Annotated in this window: 20 protein-coding genes and 2 pseudogenes; 6 read left to right on the top strand and 16 right to left on the bottom strand. The window is 62.7% G+C overall.

Annotated features, from left to right (window positions below; all coding sequences use genetic code 11):
- Positions 1–366: 366 nt before the first annotated feature.
- The 4 genes and pseudogenes from ACZYOF_RS21660 to ACZYOF_RS21645 all read right to left on the bottom strand — a co-directional run bounded on the left by ACZYOF_RS21660 (position 367) and on the right by ACZYOF_RS21645 (position 4,041).
- Positions 367–771, bottom strand: a complete 405-nt coding sequence (locus ACZYOF_RS21660; RefSeq protein WP_282532068.1) for a cupin domain-containing protein — start codon at positions 769–771, stop codon at positions 367–369.
- Between the two features lie 36 nt (positions 772–807).
- Positions 808–2,462: pseudogene (gene actP / locus ACZYOF_RS21655) on the bottom strand (cation/acetate symporter ActP).
- Positions 2,459–2,794, bottom strand: coding sequence for a DUF485 domain-containing protein (locus ACZYOF_RS21650; protein WP_463717049.1), 336 nt, complete (start codon positions 2,792–2,794; stop codon positions 2,459–2,461). Before ACZYOF_RS21650 ends, actP begins: the two are co-directional and overlap by 4 nt.
- Positions 2,791–4,041, bottom strand: a complete 1,251-nt coding sequence (locus ACZYOF_RS21645) for an FAD binding domain-containing protein (protein WP_463717048.1) — start codon at positions 4,039–4,041, stop codon at positions 2,791–2,793. Before ACZYOF_RS21645 ends, ACZYOF_RS21650 begins: the two co-directional genes overlap by 4 nt.
- 165 nt (positions 4,042–4,206) lie before the next feature.
- Between ACZYOF_RS21645 and ACZYOF_RS21640 the strand changes: the two genes are divergently transcribed.
- Complete coding sequence (locus tag ACZYOF_RS21640; protein ID WP_463717047.1) at positions 4,207–4,917, top strand: TetR/AcrR family transcriptional regulator; 711 nt, start codon at positions 4,207–4,209, stop codon at positions 4,915–4,917.
- Between the two features lie 107 nt (positions 4,918–5,024).
- Here ACZYOF_RS21640 and ACZYOF_RS21635 read toward each other — a convergent pair whose 3' ends face one another.
- The 3 genes from ACZYOF_RS21635 to ACZYOF_RS21625 are packed head-to-tail and all read right to left on the bottom strand — an operon-like array spanning position 5,025 to position 9,083.
- A complete protein-coding gene (locus ACZYOF_RS21635; protein ID WP_463717046.1) occupies positions 5,025–7,253 on the bottom strand; it encodes a xanthine dehydrogenase family protein molybdopterin-binding subunit in 2,229 nt (742 codons plus the stop codon).
- Positions 7,250–7,738 (bottom strand): (2Fe-2S)-binding protein, encoded by a 489-nt coding sequence (locus ACZYOF_RS21630; protein WP_394569346.1) that lies wholly within the window; start codon positions 7,736–7,738, stop codon positions 7,250–7,252. The genes ACZYOF_RS21635 and ACZYOF_RS21630 overlap by 4 nt, the downstream gene beginning before the upstream one ends.
- Before the next feature lie 40 nt (positions 7,739–7,778).
- Positions 7,779–9,083 carry a c-type cytochrome gene (locus tag ACZYOF_RS21625; protein WP_463717045.1) on the bottom strand — a complete coding sequence of 435 codons (1,305 nt, stop codon included), beginning with the start codon at positions 9,081–9,083 and terminating at the stop codon, positions 7,779–7,781.
- A 384-nt stretch (positions 9,084–9,467) separates the two neighbouring features.
- Between ACZYOF_RS21625 and ACZYOF_RS21620 the strand changes: the two genes are divergently transcribed.
- The 4 genes and pseudogenes from ACZYOF_RS21620 to ACZYOF_RS21605 all read left to right on the top strand — a co-directional run bounded on the left by ACZYOF_RS21620 (position 9,468) and on the right by ACZYOF_RS21605 (position 13,028).
- Entirely contained in the window at positions 9,468–10,676 is a 1,209-nt protein-coding gene (locus ACZYOF_RS21620; RefSeq protein WP_282532061.1) for an MFS transporter, read from the top strand.
- A 40-nt stretch (positions 10,677–10,716) separates the two neighbouring features.
- Positions 10,717–11,864, top strand: a pseudogene (locus tag ACZYOF_RS21615) (FAD binding domain-containing protein).
- A 40-nt stretch (positions 11,865–11,904) separates the two neighbouring features.
- Positions 11,905–12,465 (top strand): oxidoreductase, encoded by a 561-nt coding sequence (locus ACZYOF_RS21610; RefSeq protein WP_463717044.1) that lies wholly within the window; start codon positions 11,905–11,907, stop codon positions 12,463–12,465.
- Positions 12,390–13,028, top strand: coding sequence for an oxidoreductase (locus ACZYOF_RS21605; RefSeq protein ID WP_463717051.1), 639 nt, complete (start codon positions 12,390–12,392; stop codon positions 13,026–13,028). The genes ACZYOF_RS21610 and ACZYOF_RS21605 overlap by 76 nt, the downstream gene beginning before the upstream one ends.
- 79 nt (positions 13,029–13,107) lie before the next feature.
- On the opposite strand, the gene ACZYOF_RS21600 is transcribed toward ACZYOF_RS21605, so the two are convergent.
- The gene (locus tag ACZYOF_RS21600; protein ID WP_463717043.1) at positions 13,108–14,376 is read right to left on the bottom strand and encodes an adenylate/guanylate cyclase domain-containing protein; all 1,269 of its coding nucleotides are present in this window, start codon (positions 14,374–14,376) and stop codon (positions 13,108–13,110) included.
- A 1-nt stretch (position 14,377) separates the two neighbouring features.
- Entirely contained in the window at positions 14,378–15,283 is a 906-nt protein-coding gene (locus ACZYOF_RS21595; RefSeq protein ID WP_282532057.1) for a LysR family transcriptional regulator, read from the bottom strand.
- A gap of 125 nt (positions 15,284–15,408) precedes the next feature.
- Between ACZYOF_RS21595 and ACZYOF_RS21590 the strand changes: the two genes are divergently transcribed.
- A complete protein-coding gene (locus ACZYOF_RS21590; RefSeq protein WP_463717042.1) occupies positions 15,409–16,347 on the top strand; it encodes a ring-cleaving dioxygenase in 939 nt (312 codons plus the stop codon).
- A 52-nt stretch (positions 16,348–16,399) separates the two neighbouring features.
- On the opposite strand, the gene ACZYOF_RS21585 is transcribed toward ACZYOF_RS21590, so the two are convergent.
- From ACZYOF_RS21585 to ACZYOF_RS21555, 7 genes are read right to left on the bottom strand one after another with little or no spacing between them, the layout of a single operon-like run.
- Positions 16,400–17,080 (bottom strand): YoaK family protein, encoded by a 681-nt coding sequence (locus ACZYOF_RS21585; protein WP_463717041.1) that lies wholly within the window; start codon positions 17,078–17,080, stop codon positions 16,400–16,402.
- A 1-nt stretch (position 17,081) separates the two neighbouring features.
- Positions 17,082–18,503 carry an alginate export family protein gene (locus ACZYOF_RS21580; protein WP_463717040.1) on the bottom strand — a complete coding sequence of 474 codons (1,422 nt, stop codon included), beginning with the start codon at positions 18,501–18,503 and terminating at the stop codon, positions 17,082–17,084.
- 14 nt (positions 18,504–18,517) lie between these two features.
- Positions 18,518–19,450 (bottom strand): VOC family protein, encoded by a 933-nt coding sequence (locus ACZYOF_RS21575; protein ID WP_463717039.1) that lies wholly within the window; start codon positions 19,448–19,450, stop codon positions 18,518–18,520.
- Positions 19,451–19,461: 11 nt separating this feature from the next.
- The gene (locus tag ACZYOF_RS21570) at positions 19,462–19,914 is read right to left on the bottom strand and encodes a DoxX family protein (RefSeq protein ID WP_282532052.1); all 453 of its coding nucleotides are present in this window, start codon (positions 19,912–19,914) and stop codon (positions 19,462–19,464) included.
- 1 nt (position 19,915) lies between these two features.
- Complete coding sequence (locus tag ACZYOF_RS21565; protein ID WP_463717038.1) at positions 19,916–21,802, bottom strand: amidohydrolase; 1,887 nt, start codon at positions 21,800–21,802, stop codon at positions 19,916–19,918.
- Entirely contained in the window at positions 21,799–22,089 is a 291-nt protein-coding gene (locus ACZYOF_RS21560) for a XapX domain-containing protein (protein WP_463717037.1), read from the bottom strand. The genes ACZYOF_RS21565 and ACZYOF_RS21560 overlap by 4 nt, the downstream gene beginning before the upstream one ends.
- Before the next feature lie 30 nt (positions 22,090–22,119).
- Entirely contained in the window at positions 22,120–22,770 is a 651-nt protein-coding gene (locus ACZYOF_RS21555) for a hydrolase (protein WP_463717036.1), read from the bottom strand.
- Positions 22,771–23,198: the final 428 nt, after the last annotated feature.

Below are 23,198 nucleotides of genomic sequence, written 5' to 3'. Positions count from 1 at the left end.
AGCTTGTCACTATCGCAAACCGCCGCTTGCAGCATCAGCTGCAGGCCGCTTAAACTCTAACCCCTGATGAGCCAGAGCCTCCCTTCTCGAAAAGCTTGATCTGTCTCAAATTATCTGACGACGGACATTCAGTCCTCATGGTGGCTTTTGGCCTTTCGCCTACATGGCCATCAGCTCAAACGTCCGCTTGGCGACTATAGCGACCCTTTCTATGAAATCGCTTGCCATTGGTCGCTCCATCGTTCTGCAACGGCAGTCCCTATTGAGCGGCCATTACTGAACGCTCGGCCTATGGATTCGAATTCTGATCGATGGCTTTCTGTCGCGAGGTAGATTGCGCGACACTCCTCACGCTTCGCGATGGACTTAGCGGCCAAGTTCCAAAGGCTTGTTGGCGCTGTCGAGGAACTCAACCGTCGTAAACCATAAATCCGCATCTCCGACGTTTTCGAGGTCGTGGATCTTGTATTCGCCTTTTCCATAGACGAAGTGACGGGTCTCGCCAGCCGAATAGACGGCCTCGACGATCGTCCCATCCTCCGCATGCGACTGCGCCCTCCCCGGCGTCACTGCAGTCCAAAAATAGTCCAGTACATGGCGATGGAATCCAATGCGCTCGCCCGGAGCAAGCCGAATTTCCCAGACGCGTACGCGGTCCGTTTCCGACAAGAGCCGCGTGCCGACCCGGCCGTTGAATTGATTGGCGTCGAACTCCTTGCGAATGACATCGGGCCAAGAGGCCCAGCCCTTTTCGACCACATTAGCGTTCATTTTGGTTTCTCCTTGAGTTGGGTTCTCCGAGAAGCATCATTCGACGGCCAGGCCCGTCTGCGCGCGAACATGCTGCGCGCCAAACGATGCGCGGACCGAGGCAGCCGCCGCACTGCGATCGAGCACCGACACCGCCCAGGACACGGCGAAGGCCAGCGGAACCGAGACGAGGGCTGGATTGTCGTAAGGAAACGGCGCGGGCCCGAGCTTGAACGTGGCGGTCCATACGCCCGGGCTGAGAGCGACCAGCCCGACTGATGCCAGTAAGCCGGCGAGCGATCCGCTCACTGCTCCCCGCGTCGTGAGGTCGGGCCAGACGATCGAGAGCAGTATGACCGGGAAGTTCGCACTCGCGGCGATCGCGAACACCAGTCCGACCATGAACGCGATGTTCTGATTCTCGAACAGGACGCCCAGGCCCATCGAAAGCACGCTGATTGCGACTGCGGCCGCCTTCGATACGAGCACTTCCTCCTGCTCGCTCGCACGACCTCTGCGGATCACGCGCGCGTAAAGATCGTGGCTCGCCGCCGAAGCGCCCGCGAGCGTCAGCCCCGACACGACGGCGAGAATGGTCGCAAATGCCACCGCGGAGATGAACCCGAGCAGCAGCGATCCGCCGACGGCATCCGCCAGATGCAGGGCCACCATGTTGACGCCCCCGAGCAGCCCGCCCGACGCATCCCGAAACTGGGGATTCGCCGAAACGATCGCGATGGCGCCGAAGCCGAGCACGAAAAGCAGACTGTAGAAGACGGAGATGAATCCCGTTGCGACCAGCACCGACGTGCGAGCCTCACGAGCGTCGCTGACGGTGAAGAAGCGCATGAGGATGTGCGGCAGTCCGGCCGTACCGAAGATCAGGGCCAATCCGAGAGAGATCGCCGACACCGGATCCTTAACGAGACCGCCGGGGGCCATGATTGCGTCGGCTTTTGGATGCAAGGCGACGGCTTCCCGGAACAGAGCCTCCAGACTGAAGCCGAAATGTCCGAGAATCAGAACCGACATCAATACCGAGCCCGACATCAACAGCACGGCCTTGATGATCTGCACCCAAGTCGTCGCCAGCATGCCTCCGACAGTCAGACCATCATCAGTACGCCCACGATGCCGACCGCGTAGATGTACGGAAGTCCGAACAATAGCTGGATGAGCTTTCCGGCCCCGACCAACTGCGCGATCAGATAGAAGACCACGATGACCAGGGTATTGACGCCGGCAACCGCCCTAACCGGCACTTCGGAGAGCCGATACGCCGCGACGTCGGCGAACGTATAGCGGCCGAGGTTGCGCAGCGGCTCCGCAATCAGGAACAGGATCATCGGAAAGCCAACGAGAAAGCCGATCGCGTAGATCATGCCGTCGTAGCCCGAGGTGTAGACGAGCGCCGTGACACCCAGGAACGTTGCGGCCGAGGTGTAATCGCCGGCAATTGCGAGCCCGTTCTGGACGCCTTTGAGACCGGCACCCGCAGCATAGAAATCCTTTGCCGTGTTCGTGCCCCGTCTCGCCGCCCATAGTGTGATGGCGAGACTGACCGCGACGAAGCCGAGGAACATGACAATCGCCGTTGCGTTCAGCGATTGCCGAGCGCCGCCCGCGGAAGTCAGCGCGTCCGCCGCCGCAGGCTCAGAAGCAAGTGCGACTGCGGTTGCGGTAAAGGCTGCGTAGCCCGAGCGCGCAATCATCGAAAATCCTCCAGCAGGAGCTGACTGAGCCGATCGAAACGGGAATTCGCCCGCCGGACATAGAGAGCGGTCAGCAGGAATCCGAAGGCGATCAGACCGACGCCGATCAGCACGCCCCAGGTCATCACGGTGCCGCTCCACAGCGGATGCCCGAGCAAACGGGGCCAGAATGCGACGGTCAGAATGTAGGCGAAATACGCGACCGTCATGACGATCGACATGCCGACGCCGAGGCGCGCGCGCTCGCTCGCGAGCTGTCTGAACGCGGAACTATTCTGAATGGCCTGTAGGTCCATTGGTTGGTCCCCTCCTCCTTTTTTGAATTCGGTCACGCAGCGATTCCCGTCGTGACAGCGGTCTCCGCCATCACCGCCTCGGGGGTGCGGTGGCGTTCCGCCATCGCCCGTTCTTCGGCAGTGGCAATCTGCGCCTGCATGTAGGCGCCGAGATCGCGGGCGCGGCGAACGACCGCGGCTCCGAACGGAAGCCGGGTCGACTCGAATTTCGCGAGCGCGGCGGGCAGATCGCGCGGATGGGCCCGCAATACGTCGACCAGAGCGGCCGCATCTCCCGCAGCTTTCGTCACTCCCATTCCGACGTGCGGCCTAGCCACGAAAGCCGCATCGCCCAGGATCACCGTTCGGGGTCCGAGGACCATTCGCGACGTCTCGAGATCGAGGATGGCCTGTATGAACGGCTGGTCCGTGAGGCGGACGACCTCGGCGAACTGCGGTGCAAGCAGTCGCTCCGCGTCCCGACGCATCGAGGCGATCACGTCGGGGCGTATCCGGATCGGCGGAATCGACAGTTCGTGCCGGACGCCGTCGATGTCCGTCAGGAGATCGGCCAACCCATGGCCGGAGTCGGCCGGACGGTACCAAACGAAATTGAAGCGACGTTCGCCGACATCCATCTCTTCGTTGGCGCCGGCGACGGGATAGCCGAGCATCTGCTCCCCGGGAGGGAGGCTGAAAGCGAACCAGTCGCACAGCTCCGCGCGGGTCCTCGGCGATAGTTTTCGTTCCTCGACGAGGCCGCGCCACGCGACGTAGCCGGCATATCTGGGATAGACATCCGCAGCGAGCTGCGCCCTGACGCACGAAAAAATGCCGTCCGCGCCGATCAGCAGATCTCCCGAAGCTTCGGAGCCGTCGGAAAACCGCGCCGCCACGCGGTCGTCAACCTCCGCAACCTCCACAAGGTTCTTGCCGTGATGGTAGTTCTCCGCCGGAAAGGCTGCCCTCAGAAGCCCATAGAGGTGCCCCCACGAGGTGAGGACCTGACGCAACTTGAGCTCGCCCTCGATGCGGCCGCTGCCATCGAGCACGCGCCGCCCCGGGACGGCGACCCCGACTGCGGCCGCTTCCGTGTCGATGCCAGCTCTCCCCAATACCTCGAACAACTCGCGATGAGTGACGATTCCCGCGCCTCGGCCTGCCAGTTCGGCGCCGATACGTTCGTATACGTCGACCTTCCAACCTTCCCGGCGCAGCAGCAATGCCGCGAACAGTCCGGCCATGGATCCGCCGATCACCAGTGCTTTCGGCCGCGTTTTGCCCGTCCAGCCATCGTTCGTCATGAGCAGCCTCCCTTGCGGTGCGGTCGGACGGGAGTTGTCGGGCCGCTATTTATCGTTTGATCAATTATCGAGGCGACATTGACTTGAGTCAATAACTATTTATCGATCGATAAACAAAAAGTGACGAACCGGCTGGCGGGATCGGACAGGACGGGAAATCGGTGTATGAAGTTGCAGAACCGCACTCAAGCCCACGAATCAGGTGTGAAGAAGCCGAACAGAGCGCGTCCCAGAACGCCTATCCGAGAGCAGCAGAGGCTGGACCCGTCCGAGCGGGAGGCCATTATCGCGCGAGAAGCGGTCTCGTTCTTCGCCGAGCACGGGTTCGAAGGACAGACCCGCGAACTCGCGAGGCGCCTGCGTATCACCCAGCCCCTGCTCTATCGCTATTTTCCGAGCAAGGAAGCCCTCATCGAGCGGGTCTATCAGGAGGTCTTCGTCGAGCGCTGGAAGCCGTCGTGGGAGAAAATCATCACCGATCGTTCGGTCCCCCTTAAGACCAGGTTGATCCAGTTCTATCACGAGTACGCCGAGGTCATTCTCACCTATGAGTGGATCCGCCTGTTCATGTTCGCAGGCCTGAAGGACCTAGGATTGAACGCCCGCTATCTCAGAATGCTGCGCGAACGCGCGTTCGAAAAGGTGATCGAGGAGATCAGGCTCGAATACGGACGTCCCTCCACCCGCGAACTCCCGGTCACCGTTCTCGAAATCGAGATGGTGTGGGGGCTTCATGCGGCGATCTTCTATCTCGGAGTACGCCAGTTCATCTATTCGATGCCGCTCGAAACGGACGTCAATTCGATCATTGATGCGAAGGTGGCGACGTTCCTCGGCGGCGTCCGCTCCGTTCTGCCGGCGAAGGAAAAGGGCTAGAGCATTTTCGGTTCTGATTGAATCAGAACCGAATCTCTAGATTCTTGTTTTGACGCGTTTTCTTCACGCGAACCGGTGTCCACTTCGCTCGAAAACGCTCTAGCCAATCACGGCCCTATCGCTCTTTTTATGCGCGCCGACGTAATGGGAAGATCGTGGAACCGGACGCCTGTCGCATCCCTGATTGCGTTGGCAAGGGCTGCTCCCGTCGGCCCTTGCGCAGCCTCGGCGACGCCATAGAAGGCGTCGCCCGGCCGATCCACCAGATGGACTTCGACCGACTCGGGGACGCGATCGAACCGCATAATCGGATAGGCCGACCAGTCCACCGATGTGACGCGAGTACGGTCGAACGTCACCCGCTCGAAGAGCGTCCAGCTCATCGCCTGCAGGATGCCACCTTCGATTTGATTGCGGACGCCATCCGGATTCACGATCTGCCCCGTATCCACCGCCGCCACGATGCGACGGACACGAATGACACCGTTTAGCCGGGAAAGCTCGATCTCGACGGCCACCGCGCACCAGGCCTCGAGATTCTTGTAGCGCGCAAAGCCGAACCCGAACCCGGTGCCTTCCGAGGACTTGGCCCGTGCGGTCCACCCAAAACGCGAGGCCGCTTTCTCGATGACATCGCGCGCGGGTGGATCTTCGATGTGCCGAAGCCGAAACGCCACGGGATCCTGACGTGAACGAACCGCCAATTCGTCGAGGACGCTTTCGATCGAGAGGACGTTTAGATAACCGCCCAAGGAGCGCATCGAAGAGCCGCGCAAGGGCATGTCGGGCAGGAAGTGGCTGATCACCTTGCAGTTCGCGATCGCGTAGAGCGGGATTGCGTTCCTGTCACCGCCACCTTCGGGCTGCGCAAGGGCTACGGGTGGCGCGGGCGGGAAAGCGTCCGACTTCAGTCGGGCCGCGATCAGCGTGCCCGGCGGCCCGGGTCGCATCATGTGCGACTGGCTCCACACTTCGTGGTGCCAATCAGCAATCGCGCCGTCCGCGCCGACCGCCGCGTTCAGCTTGACCACCATGCCGGGCCCGAACGGATCCCACGCGTGCTCCTGTTCACGCATCAGTTGGACCCTGACCGGCCGACCGGGTGCTGCCAGAGCCAGCATCGCCGCGTCGGCCGCGACGTCGTCGGCGCCGTTGTGGCCATAGCAGCCGGCACCCTCCGCATGGATGCAGCGCACGTTCTCGGTGGGCATCCGCAGCATGCCGGCGATCGCGTTGCGAAGGAAAAACACGCCCTGGGTATGCGTCCAAACCGTGAGCTTCCCGTCCTCGAACTGCGCAAGCGCACAGGACGGCCCGATCGATCCATGCGTAAGATAAGGTCTGCTGAAGGTCCCCTCGACCAGGATTCCCGGCCCGCCGGGATTTCCCGTGTCGTGAATCGTGGTGTCGCGCGAAGGCAATTTCATCAGCGCGGCCGGCAAATCCACCTCGTCCGGCAGCTCCTGCCGTTCGATCCAATTCGTCGTGGCCGCGAGAGTTCGCATTCCCTGCACTGCGGCCCATTCGCGTTCCGCAATTACGCCGAGGAAATTGCCGTCCCGCACGACCTCGACGATGCCGCTCATCCGCTCGACCCGCGCGACATCGCAGTCCCGCAACGTGGCGCCGTAACTCGGCGGGCGAACGACGCGACCGTGCAGCATCCCCTCTGGACGTAGATCCTGGACGTAGGCAGCCCCACCGTTCACTTTGGCGGGAATATCGACCCTTGGCACGGGTCGGTCCATCACGGTGAAGTCTGCCGGCGAGGTCAAGCGCGAGATCGGCTTAGCGTCGACCGACAGCAGTTGATCGCTCACCAATTCGCCGTAACCAAGCCGCACGCCGTCAGCACCAAACACCTCGCCGTCGCGTACCTGCAGCGAGCTGGCGGGTACGCCGAATCTGCGGGCCGCTTCGTCCCGGAGCAGTTCGCGCACTTGCGCCGCCGCATTCCGAATCGCGGTGCCGGAGTCCTGCATCGAGTGGCTGGCAGCCGTGTAGCCTTCATTGGGCGTCCGCGCGGTGTCGGCCGTGACCAGCGAGAGCCGATCGAGCGGCAACTTGAGTTCCTCTGCCGCGACCTGAAGAAGCGCGGTCTTGAGGCCCTGTCCGAGTTCGGCCTTGCCGGTGAGGATCGTCGCGGCGCCCGACGCGTCGATGCGAATCCAGGCGTCGATTCTCGGGTTGTCGTCGAGGCTTCCCGGCAAACCGTGCTTCGAGGGTCCTGCACCCGTGCCGGTTTCGGTCTGTGCATACGCCCCGGAAAACCGGAAGGCGACGATGAGCGCACCGGCGCCGGCCAGAACGCTGCGCCGAGAGACAGCATGCGTCATCGTTCCGTCCTCGCGTCGGCCGTCTTCGGCCGCATCTCTTCTGCGGCGCGCCGGATCGCACGCAAGATTCGCATGTGCGTGCCGCATCGACAAAGATGAGGCTGCAGCTCCGCTCTGATCGACTCATCGGTGGCGTGCGGATCGCGATTCAGCAACGCATGAGCACGCATCATCATGCCGGGAATACAGTAGCCGCATTGTGCGGCCTGCTCGGTGATGAAGGCGCGCTGCATCGGGCCAAGCGCGTCCTGGCTCCCGATTCCTTCCAACGTGGTGACCGTCCGTCCCTCCAACACCATCACCGGCGTTACACAGGAGAAGACGGCCTTGCCATCGACGATGACCGTGCAGGCGCCGCATTGCCCGAGCCCGCAACCGTATTTCGCGCCGTTCAGACCGAGTTCGTCCCTGAGAACGTAGAGCAGCGGAGTGTCAGGGCTCGCCTCGATGGATCGGCGCTCGCCGTTGACGATCAAAGTTGTCATGTTGCTTTACCGAGCCTCCTAAGTCCTTGTTCGGTCCGACTCACCGGCCACCTCTTGCTTTCGCGACCGCTTTCGCAAACCCGTCCCACTGCCGCTTTCCGGCAAACCGGGTACGCAAATAGTTGGCAAGATCGGAGATCTGCCGGTCGTCTAGGACATCACCGAAACCGGGCATGATAGGACGTGCGGAAGCGCCGCTAGCCGCCGGTATTCCCCGCACCACCAGATTGACCAGGTTGGTGGGCACCTCGTCCGTAACCGCTGTGGAGAGATCGAGTCTCGAGCCGCCTAGCGGCAAGGGTCTGTCGGCATCGTGGCACGACGCGCAGACGGTGGCGTAGATCGCGCCGCCCGGCTCTGATGGGATGGAGGGCGTCGCCGCCTGAGCGCCGCCGGCCTGCGGCAAGCGTCCCGGACCAGAACGAGTCCTCTCCACATCATTCCGCCCCTCGCCTTTGCCGAGAGAGACAAGATAATGGGCCATTGCCCTTACGTCCGCGGGGTCGACCTGCGAGAGGTTGTTGGCCACGTTCGCCATGGGTCCTTGAGCGGTCCCATGCAAAGCGTGCCAGCCGCGCGCGAGATAGTCCGCCAGGGCGGCTTCGTCCCATGCGACCGGCGATCGTGAGCTTCGACCGAGCGCATAGGCGCGCCAACCTTCGGCTTCGCCTCCTGCGAAACCGGCCGACGTCTTTTCCGCACCGAGGAGATTTCGGGGGGAATGGCAGGCGCCGCAGTGGCCGAGTCCCTCCACCAGATACTTCCCTCTATTCCACCTCTCATCCTTCGATGGGTCCGCGACGAACCGCGCCTGACGAAGGAAGAGAAGCTTCCAGCCGGCCAGCGTCAGACGAACGTTGAGAGGAAACGGAAGCTCGTTGGGCGGCGCCGATGATTTGACCGGATCGATCGACATGAAGAAGGCGTACAACGCCTTCGCGTCGTCGTCCGATACGCGCGTGAAATGGTCGTACGGAAAAGCCGGGTAGAGGTGGCGACCTTCACGATCCACGCCGGACCGCAAAGCACGAATGAAGGCCTGCTCCGACCAGCGCCCGATGCCCGTCTCCGGATCGGGTGTGATATTGGTGGAGTAGATCGTTCCGAAGGGCGTCGGCATCGCAAGCCCTCCGGCGTATGGGAGTCCGCCGGGTGCGGTATGACATGTGGCACAGTCTCCAAGGAGAGCAAGACTGGCTCCGCGGCGCACCGCTGCACGATCCGGCTCGCCTAGCGACCGCGCATCGACGGGCGGAATTGGCGATTCCAACGCACAAAAAAGTGACACCGTCCCGCCGATCACTCCAATGGCAAGCAGTGCAAGCAGAACGGACCTGAGATTCATCGCCCTCCCCTCCGAGATGCGATCGCGATATCAGGCCGGTACTGGCGCCATCTTTTCAGTTTCATGCGGGACTTGCACAATGTCCCGATCACGGCTCGACGAGCCAATCCAAAGCGTGCGCACGGAATCCAATACGCTCGCGCGTCCGCAGCGTAAGGATCGAACGAACACTCTTCCGCCTGAAAAGCGAGCGCGCGGACAAGGCGGCTATCGCCAAGACCATTGCGGCCACGTGCCGACGCAGCCATCGGCACATAGGAGCCATCCATCTTTGACGATCCCTTGTTATTTATCGATTGATAATTAACTCTCGATCGTGCTCGAGGTCAAGTGTCGGGCGCGCGGAACCGAGACTGCGTGCCGACGAAACGAGGATTTGCCGCCATGTCAACGTCAACGATTGCGACGGACCAACAGGTCCCCGAACTCACCCGCGCGCGCACGTTCGCCATGGCGGTTTGCGCCGGGATCGCGGTCGCAAACATCTACTACAACCAGCCTCTGCTCGGCCTGATCGAGGCAAACTACCCGAACTCCTCGACAATCGGTCTCATACCCACAGCCACACAATTCGGTTACGCGGTTGGTCTCCTCTTGTTGGTTCCCTTGGGCGACCTTGTCGAGAGACGGCGTCTCATCGCCGTGCAATTCGTCGCTCTAGCGGCGGCTCTAGCATTCGCCGCCGTCGCTCCGTCCACGCTTGCGTTGATCGCGGCATCGCTCGTGCTGGGCGTCGCAGCCACCGTGGCCCAACAGATCGTCCCATTCGCCGCGACGCTTGCCGATGACCGCACAAGGGGCGCCGCAGTTGGAACGGTCGTGAGTGGAATCTTGGGTGGCATTCTCCTCAGCCGCACGATAGCCGGGTTCGTCGGATCGCATTTTGGATGGCGCGAGATGTTCTGGCTCGGCGTCCCGTTGGCGCTCGGCGCTGCCGTACTGGTCCGTTTGATCCTGCCGCGCCACCATGTGACGCAAAGCATCGGATACCCTGCCGCGCTGCGTTCGCTCGTTCACCTGCTCGTAGAGGAACCGGCGCTTCGACTGGCGGCGGCAACGCAAGCGATGCTGTTCGCCTCATTCATCGCCTTCTGGACCGTCCTGTCCCTGCACCTTCAGGAAGCCGCATTCGGACTCGGACCGGAAATCGCCGGCCTGTTCGGCGTCATCGGTGCGTCGGGCATCCTCGCTGCGCCTCTCGCAGGTCGAGTGGCCGACAAGCGGGGTCCGCACCTGGTCATTGTGATCGCGGCCGCCGTATCGCTTTCCTCCTGGATCGTCTTCGCGGGCTGGGACGTCATCGCGGGATTGGTCGTCGGGGTGGTGTTGCTCGACGTCGGCGTGAACGCTGCGCTGGTTTCAAATCAGCACCTGATCTTCGCGCTCCGTCCGGAGGCACGGAGCAGGCTGAACACCGTGTTCATGACGGCAATGTTCGTCGGCGGTTCACTCGGATCGCTCGGGGCAAGTTGGGCATACGCGCATCTGTCCTGGCTCGGCGTCTGCGGCTACGGGGCTGCGCTTGCGACAGCGGGTCTGCTCCTGCAGCTACCGACGCTTTCGTTCCGACCCGGCAAGGCATCGCGTCACTGACGTGACGGACCCATTCGAAGCTGCAAATCGGGAGTGGCGGATGAGTTGGCATGCCGATCATGACTTCACTGTTACGATCAGGGGCGGGTCGATTGCCGGGCTTTGCAACGCCATTGCGCTTCGAAGGCTCGGCGCGACCATAAGGGTTCATGAACGCGTGCCCGGCCCGATGATGGCCCGAGGAGCCGGGATCGTTGTCCAACGCGAACTGACCCGATTTTTCGCGGAAAATGGCGTACGCCCACTCCCCTTCACGTCCTGCCGCGGGAGGCGATATCTCGATCACAACGGCGGAGACGGTGTCCTGCAGGAGATGCCGCAGGAATTCACCTCCTGGGAAGCCATCCACGCAGCGCTGCGGGCCGCCGTTCCGGATGAATGCTATCGCGCGGGCTCCGACGTGACGACCGTGATCCAGACCGGCTCCAAGGTCTCGGCGACCCTCGGCGACGGCACCGTGGTCGAAAGCGATCTGTTCGTAGCCGCCGACGGTTCGGGCTCCGCAACGAGGCGAGCAATGCTTCCCGGCGTCGAGGCGGGATATGCCGGCTACGTTGCCTGGAGGGGCACGCTGGATGAACGCGACGTGCCTCCCGATCTTCTGTCCTTCTTCGACGACCTTTTCACTTTCTCCGAGGCCCGCAGCGGCGGCCACATGCTTGCGTATTTCATCCCTGGAAAAGACGGCGCCGTCACGACCGGATCGCGGCGCCTCAATTGGGTCTGGTATGTGCATGTCGCTCTCGCCGACCTCGCGACGTGCTAACCGACAGGAACGGCGTACGGCATCGATCCTCGCTTCCGCGAGGTACGACGCCGCAGAGCACCGTTGCCGCGCTGAAGGCGCGTGCCTTGCGCGAGCTTCGTCCGAAGATGGCCGCACTAATCTCGGAAACGCGCGATCCTTTCCTCCAGACGATCCTCGACGTGACGGTGCCGAAGACCCTGTTCGGTCGAATCCTGCTGGCCGGCGACGCAGCGTTCGTCGCACGCCCCCACACCGCGGGGGAAACCGCCAAGGCAGCCTACGAGGCCTCCGTTCTCGCACGCGCTCTGAAGTCGGCGCGCGCGAACGTCGACGTCGCGCTCCAGTCCACCGAGCGGCTGCAGCTCGAATACGGGAGCGCTCTCTACCAATACGGTCTTGCGCTGGGAAATCGCTGGTCGCGCGAAAGAAGCACGGACTAGCCCGATCGACCAGGATCCGAAACTCGAAGGAATGTGAAATATGGCAGATCTCTTTCATCCGACGACCCTGGGCGATCTCGATCTCGCCAACAGGATAGTCATGGCCCCGATGACGCGCTCGCGCGCCGACGAGCGGGGCATCATCAATCCCTCGGCGTCGGAATACTACGCCGCGCGCGCGAGCGCCGGCCTCATCATTACCGAAGGCGTCAACGTGGGACCGATGTCCCTCGCGTTCGACCGGACGCCCGGTCTGTGGACCGACGAACAGACCGAGGGATGGAAAGCGGTCGTCGGTCGTATCCACAAAGAAGGGGGGCGCGTTGTCGCGCAGCTCTGGCACGCCGGACGCGCGAGTGCGCGTGGCCTGCTGTCCGACAAGCAACCGCCGTCTCCGTCGGGCGTGAACGACGATCTGGATCGGCTGCAGGTGTGGGCGCTCCTTGCCAATGGCGCATATGTGCGGATCACCGCTACGCCGTCGCGCGCGATAACTCTCGGAGAGATTCAAGGCGTCGTGAACGAATCAGGCTCGCGGCCGCTAACGCCGTTCGCGCAGGATTCGATGGCGTCGAGATCCACGGCGCCAACGGCTATTTGATACATCAGTTCTTGTCCCCGGCCATCAATCTGCGAACCGACGACTATGGCGGGTGTGTCGAAGGACGGTTTCGGCTGCTTCAGGAAATTGTCTCGGCGATTTCCGATGTCATGCCACGTTCGCGGATAGGACTGCGTCTATCGCCCTTCGCCGATTACAACAGCACGCGGGACCCGAAACCGGAGGAGACCTATGGGCCACTCGCGCAATGGCTGGAGACTGCCGGACTTGCATACCTGCACCTCGCCGACACCAACGCCTGGACCGGGGCGCCTGACTACGAAAGGATGCTTCCGATATTCCGCGCACACTATCGCGGGCCGCTCATCGTCAACGCAGGTATCACCCCCGAGCGCGCCGCCCGGATCGTCAACTCCGGCAAGGCGGACGCGGTTGCTTTCGGTCGTCTCTTTCTCGCCAATCCGGACCTTCCGGCGCGGATTCGAGCCGGCGGCCCCTACAACTCACCGCAACCGTTCGGGATATATGGCGGTTCGGATTCCGGATACCTCGACTATCCGACGCTCAAGACCGTCAGCAGAGAGACCGCTACGCGAGCTTAGTGCTGGCAGAACCGAGGAGGTCGACGGCAGCCATGGAGGCTCCTTCTGCTGACGAGCAGCGGCCGGACCAATGAAGTCGTCATCCCGCCATTCCGTACACGGACATCCGGGCGGAGATTCCTCGCAACTGGTGCTCACCGAGATACTCGACATCATGGGGAACGTGTCGGGCGACGGCTTCCGTCATGAGCAGGTCCCGGCCTATCGTCTTGGTGAGCGCTTCCACGCGGCAAGCCTCGTTGACGGCTGCGCCGATGACCGTGAAGTCCAGGCGATCCGGGGCGCCGATGTTGCCGAAAAAGACCTCACCTTCGTGAAGGACGATGCCCGCGCGTAGCAAGGGGTGGCCTTCGGCGTCGGACGCGACCCGGATTTTCCGATTAGAAGCTTCGAGTCTGGCAATTGCCTCCCTCGCCGCCGAGACGGCCGCGCGCGACGCTTCGGCGACGCCGATCTTCACCGGAAAGACGGCGAGCATGCCGTCACCGATGAACTTGAGAATTTCGCCGCCGTGAGCGGCCACGGCGCTCGCCATCGCTTCGAAGTAGGCGTTCAGCAGCACCAGCATGTCGGCCGGGGCCAGAACGTCCGACATCTGCGTGAAATTCTTCAGGTCCGAGACCCAAATCACGGCGCGGATCGAGTCTCCTGCACCGCGCTTGATTGCGCCTTCGAGCACCTTGGCAGCGGCGCCGTAACCAAGGTAGGCTGCCAACGCGTTTTCGGAGATCTTCAACTCGCTGTGCCGTTGCACATGCAAGGCGAATAGTTTGAAGAGCCGGGTCAATGAATCTATTTCCGCCCCGGCGAAGCCGCCGCTAGCTTTTGTCGCGACGGTGATCACGTTACGTGTGTCCAGACCCGACAAGGGAATCGCAACGTAGTCGGTCATGCCGGCGGCCGCGAGCTCGATCATGAGCGGAAATTCGTCCTGCGCCGACCTCTCGTTCGGCGCTCGTCGTATCGTCTCGCCGGTCTCGACGATACGCTGCAGCGGATTGAGTCTGTAGGCATCGGAATCGACAGTCGCGTCAGCGACCCGCACCTCGTCGCAGAAGCCATCGTCGGCGTTCCAGACCCACGCGAAACCGACAAGCTGGGGGTGAAGCGTGCCGATGTGCAGGGTAAGTCGATCGACCGAAGAGCCAGCCACCTTCATTCGACGGATCAGCTTAACCAGGAGTTCGATCATCTGCCGCTCGGCGGAGGCCTCTTCCAGTAGCCAGGTTTCGGTCTCGGCGAAGCTGTCCGCGCTGCCGGCAGCGACCGCGATCGGGCCGGCTCTTCGCACGAACGAGACCGACGGGGGATATATCCGAGGCGATGGATCGGAAGTCTTGGAAGCCATTTCAACTTCCTCGGGCATCGAGTTCGCGCCCGAAGCGTTCGACGAGGAAATCGATGAAAAGCCTGACTTTCACCGACAGGTGTCGTGTCGGCGGGTAGATCGCATACAGCGTAAGTGGTGGCGCCGAGAAGCCCTTCAAGATCGCCTGCAGTTGCTTCCTCTTCAGCGCCTCACCGGCGATGAACTCGGGTAACAACGCCACTCCCCTTCCCTTGACGGCGACGTCGCGTAGCACCTCGGCGTTGTTTACGCACAGGGACCAGGCGGGTTGGATCCAGTGCTCTCCGTCGGCACCAGTCAGCTTCCACTGGTTGCCGGTGAGCAGGAAGCCGTACGTCAGGGAGATGTGATCGCGAAGGTCCCGCGGGTGCGATGGCATGCCGTGCTTCTCGAGATAGTCCGGCGATGCGCAGATCACCCTCGGCATAGGCGTGATCTTCCGCGCGATCAGGCTGGAGGATTCGAGCTCGGCGATACGAAGGGTCACGTCGAAACCGTCCTGGACGGGATCGACGAGGTCGTCGCTCAGCACGAGTTGGAGCTGCATTTCCGGATATTTGAGCATGAAGTCGGCGAGCGCCGGGCCCAGCTTTATGGTGCCGAAGGACATCGGCGCATTGATGCGCAGAAGTCCGCGTGGGGCCGACTGCAAATGCGTGACGGCCTGGTCGGCGGCATCCATCTCGGAAAGGATGACGAGCGCGCGTTCGAAATAGAGCTGACCGTTCTCGTTCGGGCTCGCATGCCGCGTGGTCCGATTGAGGAGCTGCACACCGAGGTTTTCCTCGAGATCGCCGACGTACTTGCTGATCGCCGACCTGGACAGGCGTAGCTGGCGGCCCGCCTCCGAGAAACTGCCGGTTTCCACCACTTTCACGAAGGCCTTTAGGCTGGCCACCTTGTCCATCGTTCAATCCCGATTGTCGCCAATTCGTAAACAGTAGCGTCATGAAAGCATGGATTGTTCTCGCATCAAAGCCATTCGATATGTGTCGCCAGAGGCCAAGCGGCTCTTTCGAACCCGGAGGCAAGATGTCAGGCATCCATCACGTCACCGCCATCGCCGGCGACCCGCAGAAGAACTTTCGCTTCTACACCCGGAATCTCGGCCTGCGCTTGGTCAAGAAGACCGTCAATTTCGACGATCCGGCCACCTACCATTTCTGCTACGGCGACGAGACTGGCCGGCCGGGCTCGATCCTCACCTTCTTCCCCTGGGCAGCAGCTCCTGCAGGCCGCCGAGGTGTCGGCGAAATCCATCAGACGACTTTCCGGGTGCCCCAGCGCTCGCTGAGCTATTGGACGCAGCGCTTCCTCGAGAAGGGCATCAAGTTCGAGGCGATCGAGAAGCGCTTCGGCGAGTCCATGCTCGCGTTCTCCGATCCGGACGGCATGGCGCTGGCACTCGTCGGCGTCGCCGGCGCCGAGGACGAAGCTCCATGGAGCAACGGCGAGGTGCCGGCAGAGCATGCGATCCACGGCTTCCAGGGCGTCACGCTCCTGCTCGAGGATCGGACCAAGACCGCAAAGATCCTGACCGACGTTTTCGGCTTCAGCGAGACCGCACGGGAGGGATGCGGGACGCGCTTCAAGGCGCCCGGCCACGTACGGGGAAATGTCGTCGATATCTATGAAGCGAAGGGTTTTTTGCGCGGCAGCCAGGGCCGCGGCTCCGTGCACCACATCGCGTTCCGCGCGAAGGACGACTCCGAACAGGAAGCCATGGCCCAGAAGCTCATCAGCAATCATGGGCTGCATCCCACCGAGCAGAAGGACCGCATTTATTTCCGCTCGATCTACTTCCGGGAGCCGGGCGGCGTCCTGTTCGAGATCGCGACCGACATTCCGGGATTCGCGGTCGACGAGCCCGTAGCGACGCTCGGCCGCGATCTGAAACTGCCGAGCGTCCTCGAGCCGCACCGCCACGAGATCGAGGACGTCCTGCCCAAACTTCAACGAGCCGTGTCATGACTGCGAACTCTCCGTTCACCCGCCGTCGTTTCGCCGATCCATTCTCGCGGCGTCACTTCGGCTCGGCGGGCGCCAGGAACACGGCCGGCAAAGCGATCAGCGGTGGGAGGACGAAGCACCACGTACCAAGCTTCGCGTAGAGGCATGCGCCGGCAGCGCACCCCAGCGCGAAGGCAGCTACGCTTGCCGCCATCTTGCCGAGACGCGGCTTGGCCGCGGTCAACACCGAGACCGGCGCGCCCCGTAGCACGTCGGCGACGTCGATCATGATCTGCGTGGTCGTGCCCGTCATCAAGGTGCTCGGAGGCTCCGTACCCATGTGGATGCGATGCGCGGCGTTCTGAATCGCCATGGCGGCGACCAGGATCATGCCGGTGCAGATCGCCTGCCAGGTATCGCCCTGTAGGAACGGTCCGAAGTAAACGGCGCAGCCGGCGCCCGCCGCCAGAAGCAGCGTCTTGATGGCGAGCATCGAGCGAAAGATCGGCAAGCCGCTCGCGGGCAGAACGAAGCTGAAGACCCGAGTTCCGATCACGACCAGGCAGAAGACCGGGAGCGCCAGAAGTTTCGCAAAGCCGCCGGAAGTCCCGAGCACCATGGCCGCTCCGAAGGTGACGAAGTTGCCGGTGACGTGCGCGGTGAACAATCCCTGGAGCGCGAGAAATCCAGCGGTATCGACGAAACCCGCATTCAGGCTCATCAGAAGCGGAAGCAGGAGTATATTTCGTGGCATCTTACCAACCGTATTGGAGTTGCACGCCGAGATAGTTGCTGGTGTGTCCACCGGCGCGGATGATCGTGTCGCCGACAGCGAAATGCACCGCTTCGATGGCGCCCGTGAGGTGGTCGTTGAACGCGTAGTCGACGCGGAGCTGTCCGTATGCTCCTGTCCAATTGCTTCCCCTGCCGGCGGTCCCCGCTATTGGCACGTTGGGCTGGACGTAGATGGCATCGGCCGTCGTCTCGCGCCAATGCAACCCGATGGCGCCCATCACTTTCAGCCGGCTCGCCGGACTAACGGTGATGGAAGGTTTGAGGTGCACCAGGTTCACATACCCCGTATAGCCGGCGAGCGTGAAGTAGTAGCCGTTCGGGAAGAGCGGATTGAACGTACCCACCGTTCCGTCTCCGGGGCGATGGTCTCCGGAGGCGGCGTCGAGCTGGATCCCGACCCGAGGCTGCCATGGCGCGCTTGCGAACGTGTATCCCGTTCGTGCGCCGACCGCCCAGGCACGAATGTCCGTCGTGCCCACCTGGCCTACCTGCCCCATCGCCTCGAGGTCCCAATCGATGTGCTCCGCGTTGCCCGCGAAGCGGACATCGAAGACGTGCCGGTGCTCCTCCCCGAAAGCATCCAGATATTTGGCGTTGCTCCGTTCGTAGAGCGAATAGTAGCCGGACAGCTCCTTGTCGCCGAGAACCTTGCGTTCGACCCTCAGCGTGCTGAATCGGAAGCTGTCGTTCGACGTGTCGTCGAAGGGACGGACATCGAAGTATTGGACGGGACGGCTGACGAAGCCGATGAACCGCCAGGCACCAGTCTCCCAATCGGCCCACAGCGCGTCGAAGGACTGCCGGACGTTGGGCCCGTCCCGCGACGATACGAAACGCTGCAGGTCGAAGGCGAAGTCCTGCCGCCCGACGCGGGCCTTCAGGGTTCCGCCCGAGAACGTGTCGACATATTCCAGGAAGGCAAGGCGAAGGTCGAGCCTGTCCTGATCGACCGGCGAAATGATCAACTTGTCGAAGGCGCGATCGTCCTCCAACTCAACGAACGCGCGCCAGTTTTCGTTGAAATGAACGTCGGCATGGACCTGCAGTCGTTGCAGGAGGTAGGTGTCCGACGGCGTGTTGCCGGTGCCGAAGCCCGCCGCGTTGTTGCTCTCGAAACGCTCGCGCAACGTGACGCCCAACGAGACGTAACTTTTCGGATCGGTGACCCAAAGCGGAATGTACTTCAGGCCGTCGAACGGTTCCGTGCGCAGTCTCGGATCGGCGAGAACCGACCAATCCTCCGCCCAGCGGTTCGCCTGAATCGCGGGCCGCTTCGGAAGCGTAGCACCCCCGTCATCCGCACGCGCGCGGTCGACACCGGCGCCGAAGGTCGCAAGTGCAAGAACGATCCAGAAGCTGCGCAGATCGGCTCGAGCCAACATCGGCGGACATCAACTCACTTGCGATCCGCCCGCGATGCGCTCTTCGGCCCGCGCGAGTGTATTTCGGCGACGTAGCCGCCAGGAAACATGACGAACGCCGTGGAGCGGCCGTCCGACGTGTAGGGTTCGACGAGTATCGTGGCGCCCGCATCCTTCGCCTTGGCGAGCGTGGCGGCGAGGTCCGCCACTTCATAACCCGTCGTCTCCCGTCCGTAGGGATAGGGCAGATGCCCGTCGGTGACCAGCACGACCATCTTCCCGAACGCGGACTCTATGCGGACGCGCCTGTAGGTCGCATCCGATCTTCCGATCTCGACGCCGGGCGCCTTCGCATCATCAGAGACGATCGTGCCGCGGGAGAACGTCAGGAAGCTCCGCGTGAAGGCGCCTGCCCTGTCGGGCGAGACGTACACGCGGTTCTCCGGAACCCGCTCGAAGGCGGCGTAGTCGGGCTTCGTCGTGTGCCAGTAGAGCTGCAGGTTGACGCCGCCAGGCCACTGGATCACGGCATCGCGCCCGATGGGATCCGGGAAGGTCGACACGAACACGTCGGCGCCCGCGGCGCGCGCCGCCTTGATCGCCTCGTCGAGGTCGGTGACAAGATAGCCGTTGCGCTCGGCGCCGAACGGATATGGGATTGGCGTCTTGAAGCCGAACAGCGAGACCGTGCCCACAGGCGTCTGCAGCAGTTGCGACGTGGTGCTGCTCGGCGTGGGCGTGACGGTCGCCACCACCTGCTTGGTGCTCTTGCCGCCGAAGGTCGCGAGGAAGCTCGTCACGAACTTGTCCACGTCCTCGGGCGCCACGTAGACGTGGGTCGTGTCGTATTGGGGGGCGACGGCAAGCCCCGCCTCTTTGGACTTCGTTGCATCCTTTGCGACGACCGGCGTCGTCGCCGCGACAGCCGCGGCAAGCGCCAGGAGAGCGAATATCCTTGTCGATTTCATTGAGAGACTCCTTAGGTAGCTTGAGATCGCGCAGCGCGGCTGGGGCGGAAGCAGGCCCCGTCGGAAGCAATCGATACGACGACGAGACCCGCGATCAACCCGAGATGTTCGAAGAAGGCGTTGGTAGCGATGAATCTCTCATGGCTCCCCATCGTCCAGAACGCGTTGGCGGTGAGCATCGCGACGAACGTCAGAACACCGAGCCCGCCGGCGCCGAGCCACACGAAGCGATTGACGACGACGAGCAGAGAACCGCCGAGTTCGATCACGATAGCGGCCGCCGCCCACAGCCAGCCCGGATGCAGGCCGAAGTGTTCCTGCTCGGCCGCCGCGCCCGCGAAGTCGAGCAGTTTGGTCATGCCGCCGAACAGGTAGGCCGAGACCAGCGCCAGCCTGGCCGCATGCCACAGAAACGGCCAGCGCAGGATCGCGGAAACCCAGTTCGGCGAATCTCCGGAAGCCATGTCAGACGGCCCAGCATGCGCACCCGAGGGCGCCCCAGAAGCTCCTCAAGTCGGAAACCGGAAGACGGCTCGACCAGGCGGCGGCGTGATCGTGTCCGTGCACGCCGCAGGAGTTGGTGCAGCCGCACATCTGCATGGCCTTCATGGCGAGGCTGCTTTCCTTCGCCTTTGCCTTATCGTCCGCCCAGGCGGCATAGCCGCCGAAGCGTCGGACGGGCGACCAGTCCGGCATCGCGGGTGGCGGCGAGACGCTCTCGAGCTTGGAGAAGTCGCCTGCTCCGAACACGATCCTCCCGCCGACCATGGTCAGCAGCGACGTCGTATCCGCGATCTCGGCCTCGCTGCAGGAGAAGTAGTCGCGGTCCGGCACGATCAGGTCGGCGAGTTGGCCCACCTGAATGCGGCCCTTGTTGCCCTCCTCGTTCGAGAACCACGTCACGTTTTCGGTCCACATCCGCAGCGCCGTCTCGCGATCGAGGCAATTGCGCGGCGGTGTGATCCGCAGCCCCCCGACGGTGCGGCCCGTGACCAGCCAGGACAGCGAGACCCAGGGGTTATAGGAAGCCACGCGCGTCGCGTCGGTACCGGCCGAGACCTTGACGCCCTTGTCGATGATCTTCTTGACCGGCGGCGTGGCCTCGGCGGCTCCCGCCCCGTATCTTTCGACGAAGTATTCGCCCTGATAGGCCATCCGGTGCTGCACGGCGATGCCGCCTCCGAGCGCCGCGATGCGGTCGATCGACTGGTCCGAGATCGTCTCGGCATGATCGAAGAACCAGTGCAGCCCATCCAGAGGCAAGTCCTGGTTCACCCGCTCGAACACGTCCAGCGCCCGCGAGATCGTCTCGTCGTAGGTCGCATGGAGCCGCCACGGCCATTTGTTCTGCACCAGGACACGAACGACCTCCTCGAGCTCCCCCTCCATCTCCGGGGGCATGTCCGGACGGGCGACCCTGAAATCCTCGAAATCGGCCGCCGAGAACACCAGCATTTCGCCGGCGCCGTTGTGCCGGAAGTAGTCGTCGCCCTGCTTGTATTTCGAGGTCTTCGTCCAGTTGAGGAAATCCTGCTTCTCGCCCTTCGGCTTCTGCGTGAAGAGATTGTAGGCGAGCCGGATCGTCAGGAAACCTTCCTGGCCCAGCTTCTGGATGACCGCGTAGTCTTCCGGATAGTTCTGGAATCCACCGCCGGCATCGATGGCCCCGGTGACACCCAGCCGGTTCAATTCCCGCATGAAGTGACGGGTCGAGTTGACCTGGTAGTCGAAGGGCAGCTTGGGTCCCTTGGCGAGCGTCGCGTAGAGGATGTTGGCGTTCGGCTTGGCGAGCAGCAGTCCCGTGGGATTGCCCTTCGCGTCGCGCGTAATCTCGCCGCCCGGCGGTTCAGGCGTATCTTTCGTATAACCGACGGCCCGCAGCGCAGCTCCGTTGAGGATGGCCCGGTCGTAGAGATGCAGCAGGAAGACCGGCGTGTCAGGGGCAACGGCGTTGAGCTCGTCGATCGTCGGGAGTCGCTTCTCCGCGAACTGGTGTTCGGTGAATCCGCCGACCACCCTCACCCATTGCGGCGGCGGCGTGACGGCGACCTGCCGCTTCAACATGTCCATCGCATCCGCGAGCGAACGCACGCCGTCCCATCGAAGCTCCATGTTGAAGTTCAGACCGCCGCGGATGATATGGAGGTGGTTGTCGATCAGACCAGGCAGCACGCGATGCCCCTTGAGATCGACCACCTTCGTGGCGGGACCTGCGAGCTTCATCACCTCATGATCGCGTCCGACGGCGACGAACCGGCCGTCGGCGATGGCCACGGCCGAAGCCGTCGGGTTCGTGCGATCGAGCGTTGTGAACAGACCGCGATGCAAGATGACGTCCGGTACCGTGCTCATGAGTGTTTCTCCAGATCTTCGAGCGAGGAAGCGCTCTTCGATTGATCGCTTTGACGTCCGGGCAGCATCCCGAACATGTGCGGAGCGCACTTGGCCTGTTGCCACGCGGATGCGAGCCCGTGCCCGGACATCAGTTGCCGGGCGACGGGAACGATCTGTTCACCGGCCAGGATGCCGAGAAGACCGACCAGGGCCACCAGCGGCGGGGCCGGCGAACGCACGTTGAGGAGGCTGTAGACGACGCCGACCAAAAGGCCGGCGCCGAGTGACAGGAGGTAGATCTTCATCGCACCACTCTCGATGGGACGGGGCCGACGTCAGGCCACCTTCGTGCCGCCCTCGGACGCGTGCTCTCCGAGCGCCCACTTTGAGAACCGGATCTGAATTCCGTACGGCGAATGTGCACGCTGGATGTCCATCATGCCTTCGTAAGTCTCGCTGCGCGCCCAGTCCTGCTGGAGTTCGTAGGCGTACTGCGAAGAGGTGGTGGGAACCGCGCCTGCTTGGATCGCACGTTCCATGGCTCGGTTGTGTGCTTCGAGCGAGAGATCGCCGCACGCGTCCGCGGGAATGTAGACCTCGTATCCTTCCTTCAGCATGTCCAGCGTCGGGAAGAGCACACACGCTTCAGTCCAAAGGCCCGCCAACACGAATTTCTTGCGACCTGTGGCGGCCACAGCCTTTCGGAAATTGGCATCGAGCCACGAATTCATGGACGTTCGATCGATGATGTCGTGGTCCGGGAACAGCGAGGTCACCTCCGGAATGAAGGGGCCGGAGAAGGAGTCTCTAGCGACGGTCGAAAGAACGGTCGGAATCTTGAAGAGCTTCGCAGCCTTTGCAAGAATCTGGACGTTGTTGATCGTGACCAAGCGGTCATGCGACTGAACGCCTTGAAACATTGCCGGCTGGTAGTCGATCAGTGCGATGGCGCTATTTTCCGGGCTGAGCATTTCGAGCTTCGACATCGAGAAGGTCTCCTTGTGATCGACGTGACCGATCAAACGAAAGCGGATGGGTGCAAGCGGCCGCATGTGAACCTTGAACGCCGCCCGGCGCTTGGACGATTTCGTCGCGGCTTGGACTCCGGCCCGATGATCTGCTCACGAGCGACAATCGCCGCACACGCGCCCAGCAGCCTCTCGTCCGAGATCGCCAGCATGTCCAAAGGACGCGCAGATAGTCCAAGCCAAAGGGTTCTCCATCCGCGACCTTTGCGTGCAGGAGGACCGAGGGCGATCTGAAGACGACGTAGCAGCCCTCATCGCCTCGTCACGGGAGTGATCGATGGCATTGCTGAAATTGCGAGGTGATACCCAGCTTTTACTACAAGGACTGGGTTGAAGACCTATTCGGACGCTCCTCACGCAACGACGACGACGCAGCCGACCAGGTC

This window comes from Bradyrhizobium sp. LeoA1Lang, assembly GCF_055413685.1.
Note: the sequence above shows the minus strand (reverse complement) of the source record. Positions and strands in the feature narration are given on the sequence as shown.

Bases quoted from the DNA above. Each gene is read 5' to 3' on its own strand.
- ACZYOF_RS21660 (WP_282532068.1), bottom strand. From the start codon at position 771: ATGAACGCTAATGTGGTCGAAAAGGGCTGGGCCTCTTGGCCCGATGTC.
- ACZYOF_RS21645 (WP_463717048.1), bottom strand. From the start codon at position 4,041: ATGACGAACGATGGCTGGACGGGCAAAACGCGGCCGAAAGCACTGGTG.
- ACZYOF_RS21640 (WP_463717047.1), top strand. From the start codon at position 4,207: ATGAAGTTGCAGAACCGCACTCAAGCCCACGAATCAGGTGTGAAGAAG.
- ACZYOF_RS21635 (WP_463717046.1), bottom strand. From the start codon at position 7,253: ATGACGCATGCTGTCTCTCGGCGCAGCGTTCTGGCCGGCGCCGGTGCG.
- ACZYOF_RS21630 (WP_394569346.1), bottom strand. From the start codon at position 7,738: ATGACAACTTTGATCGTCAACGGCGAGCGCCGATCCATCGAGGCGAGC.
- ACZYOF_RS21625 (WP_463717045.1), bottom strand. From the start codon at position 9,083: ATGAATCTCAGGTCCGTTCTGCTTGCACTGCTTGCCATTGGAGTGATC.
- ACZYOF_RS21620 (WP_282532061.1), top strand. From the start codon at position 9,468: ATGTCAACGTCAACGATTGCGACGGACCAACAGGTCCCCGAACTCACC.
- ACZYOF_RS21610 (WP_463717044.1), top strand. From the start codon at position 11,905: ATGGCAGATCTCTTTCATCCGACGACCCTGGGCGATCTCGATCTCGCC.
- ACZYOF_RS21600 (WP_463717043.1), bottom strand. From the start codon at position 14,376: ATGGCTTCCAAGACTTCCGATCCATCGCCTCGGATATATCCCCCGTCG.
- ACZYOF_RS21595 (WP_282532057.1), bottom strand. From the start codon at position 15,283: ATGGACAAGGTGGCCAGCCTAAAGGCCTTCGTGAAAGTGGTGGAAACC.
- ACZYOF_RS21590 (WP_463717042.1), top strand. From the start codon at position 15,409: ATGTCAGGCATCCATCACGTCACCGCCATCGCCGGCGACCCGCAGAAG.
- ACZYOF_RS21585 (WP_463717041.1), bottom strand. From the start codon at position 17,080: ATGCCACGAAATATACTCCTGCTTCCGCTTCTGATGAGCCTGAATGCG.
- ACZYOF_RS21580 (WP_463717040.1), bottom strand. From the start codon at position 18,503: ATGTTGGCTCGAGCCGATCTGCGCAGCTTCTGGATCGTTCTTGCACTT.
- ACZYOF_RS21575 (WP_463717039.1), bottom strand. From the start codon at position 19,450: ATGAAATCGACAAGGATATTCGCTCTCCTGGCGCTTGCCGCGGCTGTC.
- ACZYOF_RS21570 (WP_282532052.1), bottom strand. From the start codon at position 19,914: ATGGCTTCCGGAGATTCGCCGAACTGGGTTTCCGCGATCCTGCGCTGG.
- ACZYOF_RS21565 (WP_463717038.1), bottom strand. From the start codon at position 21,802: ATGAGCACGGTACCGGACGTCATCTTGCATCGCGGTCTGTTCACAACG.
- ACZYOF_RS21560 (WP_463717037.1), bottom strand. From the start codon at position 22,089: ATGAAGATCTACCTCCTGTCACTCGGCGCCGGCCTTTTGGTCGGCGTC.
- ACZYOF_RS21555 (WP_463717036.1), bottom strand. From the start codon at position 22,770: ATGTCGAAGCTCGAAATGCTCAGCCCGGAAAATAGCGCCATCGCACTG.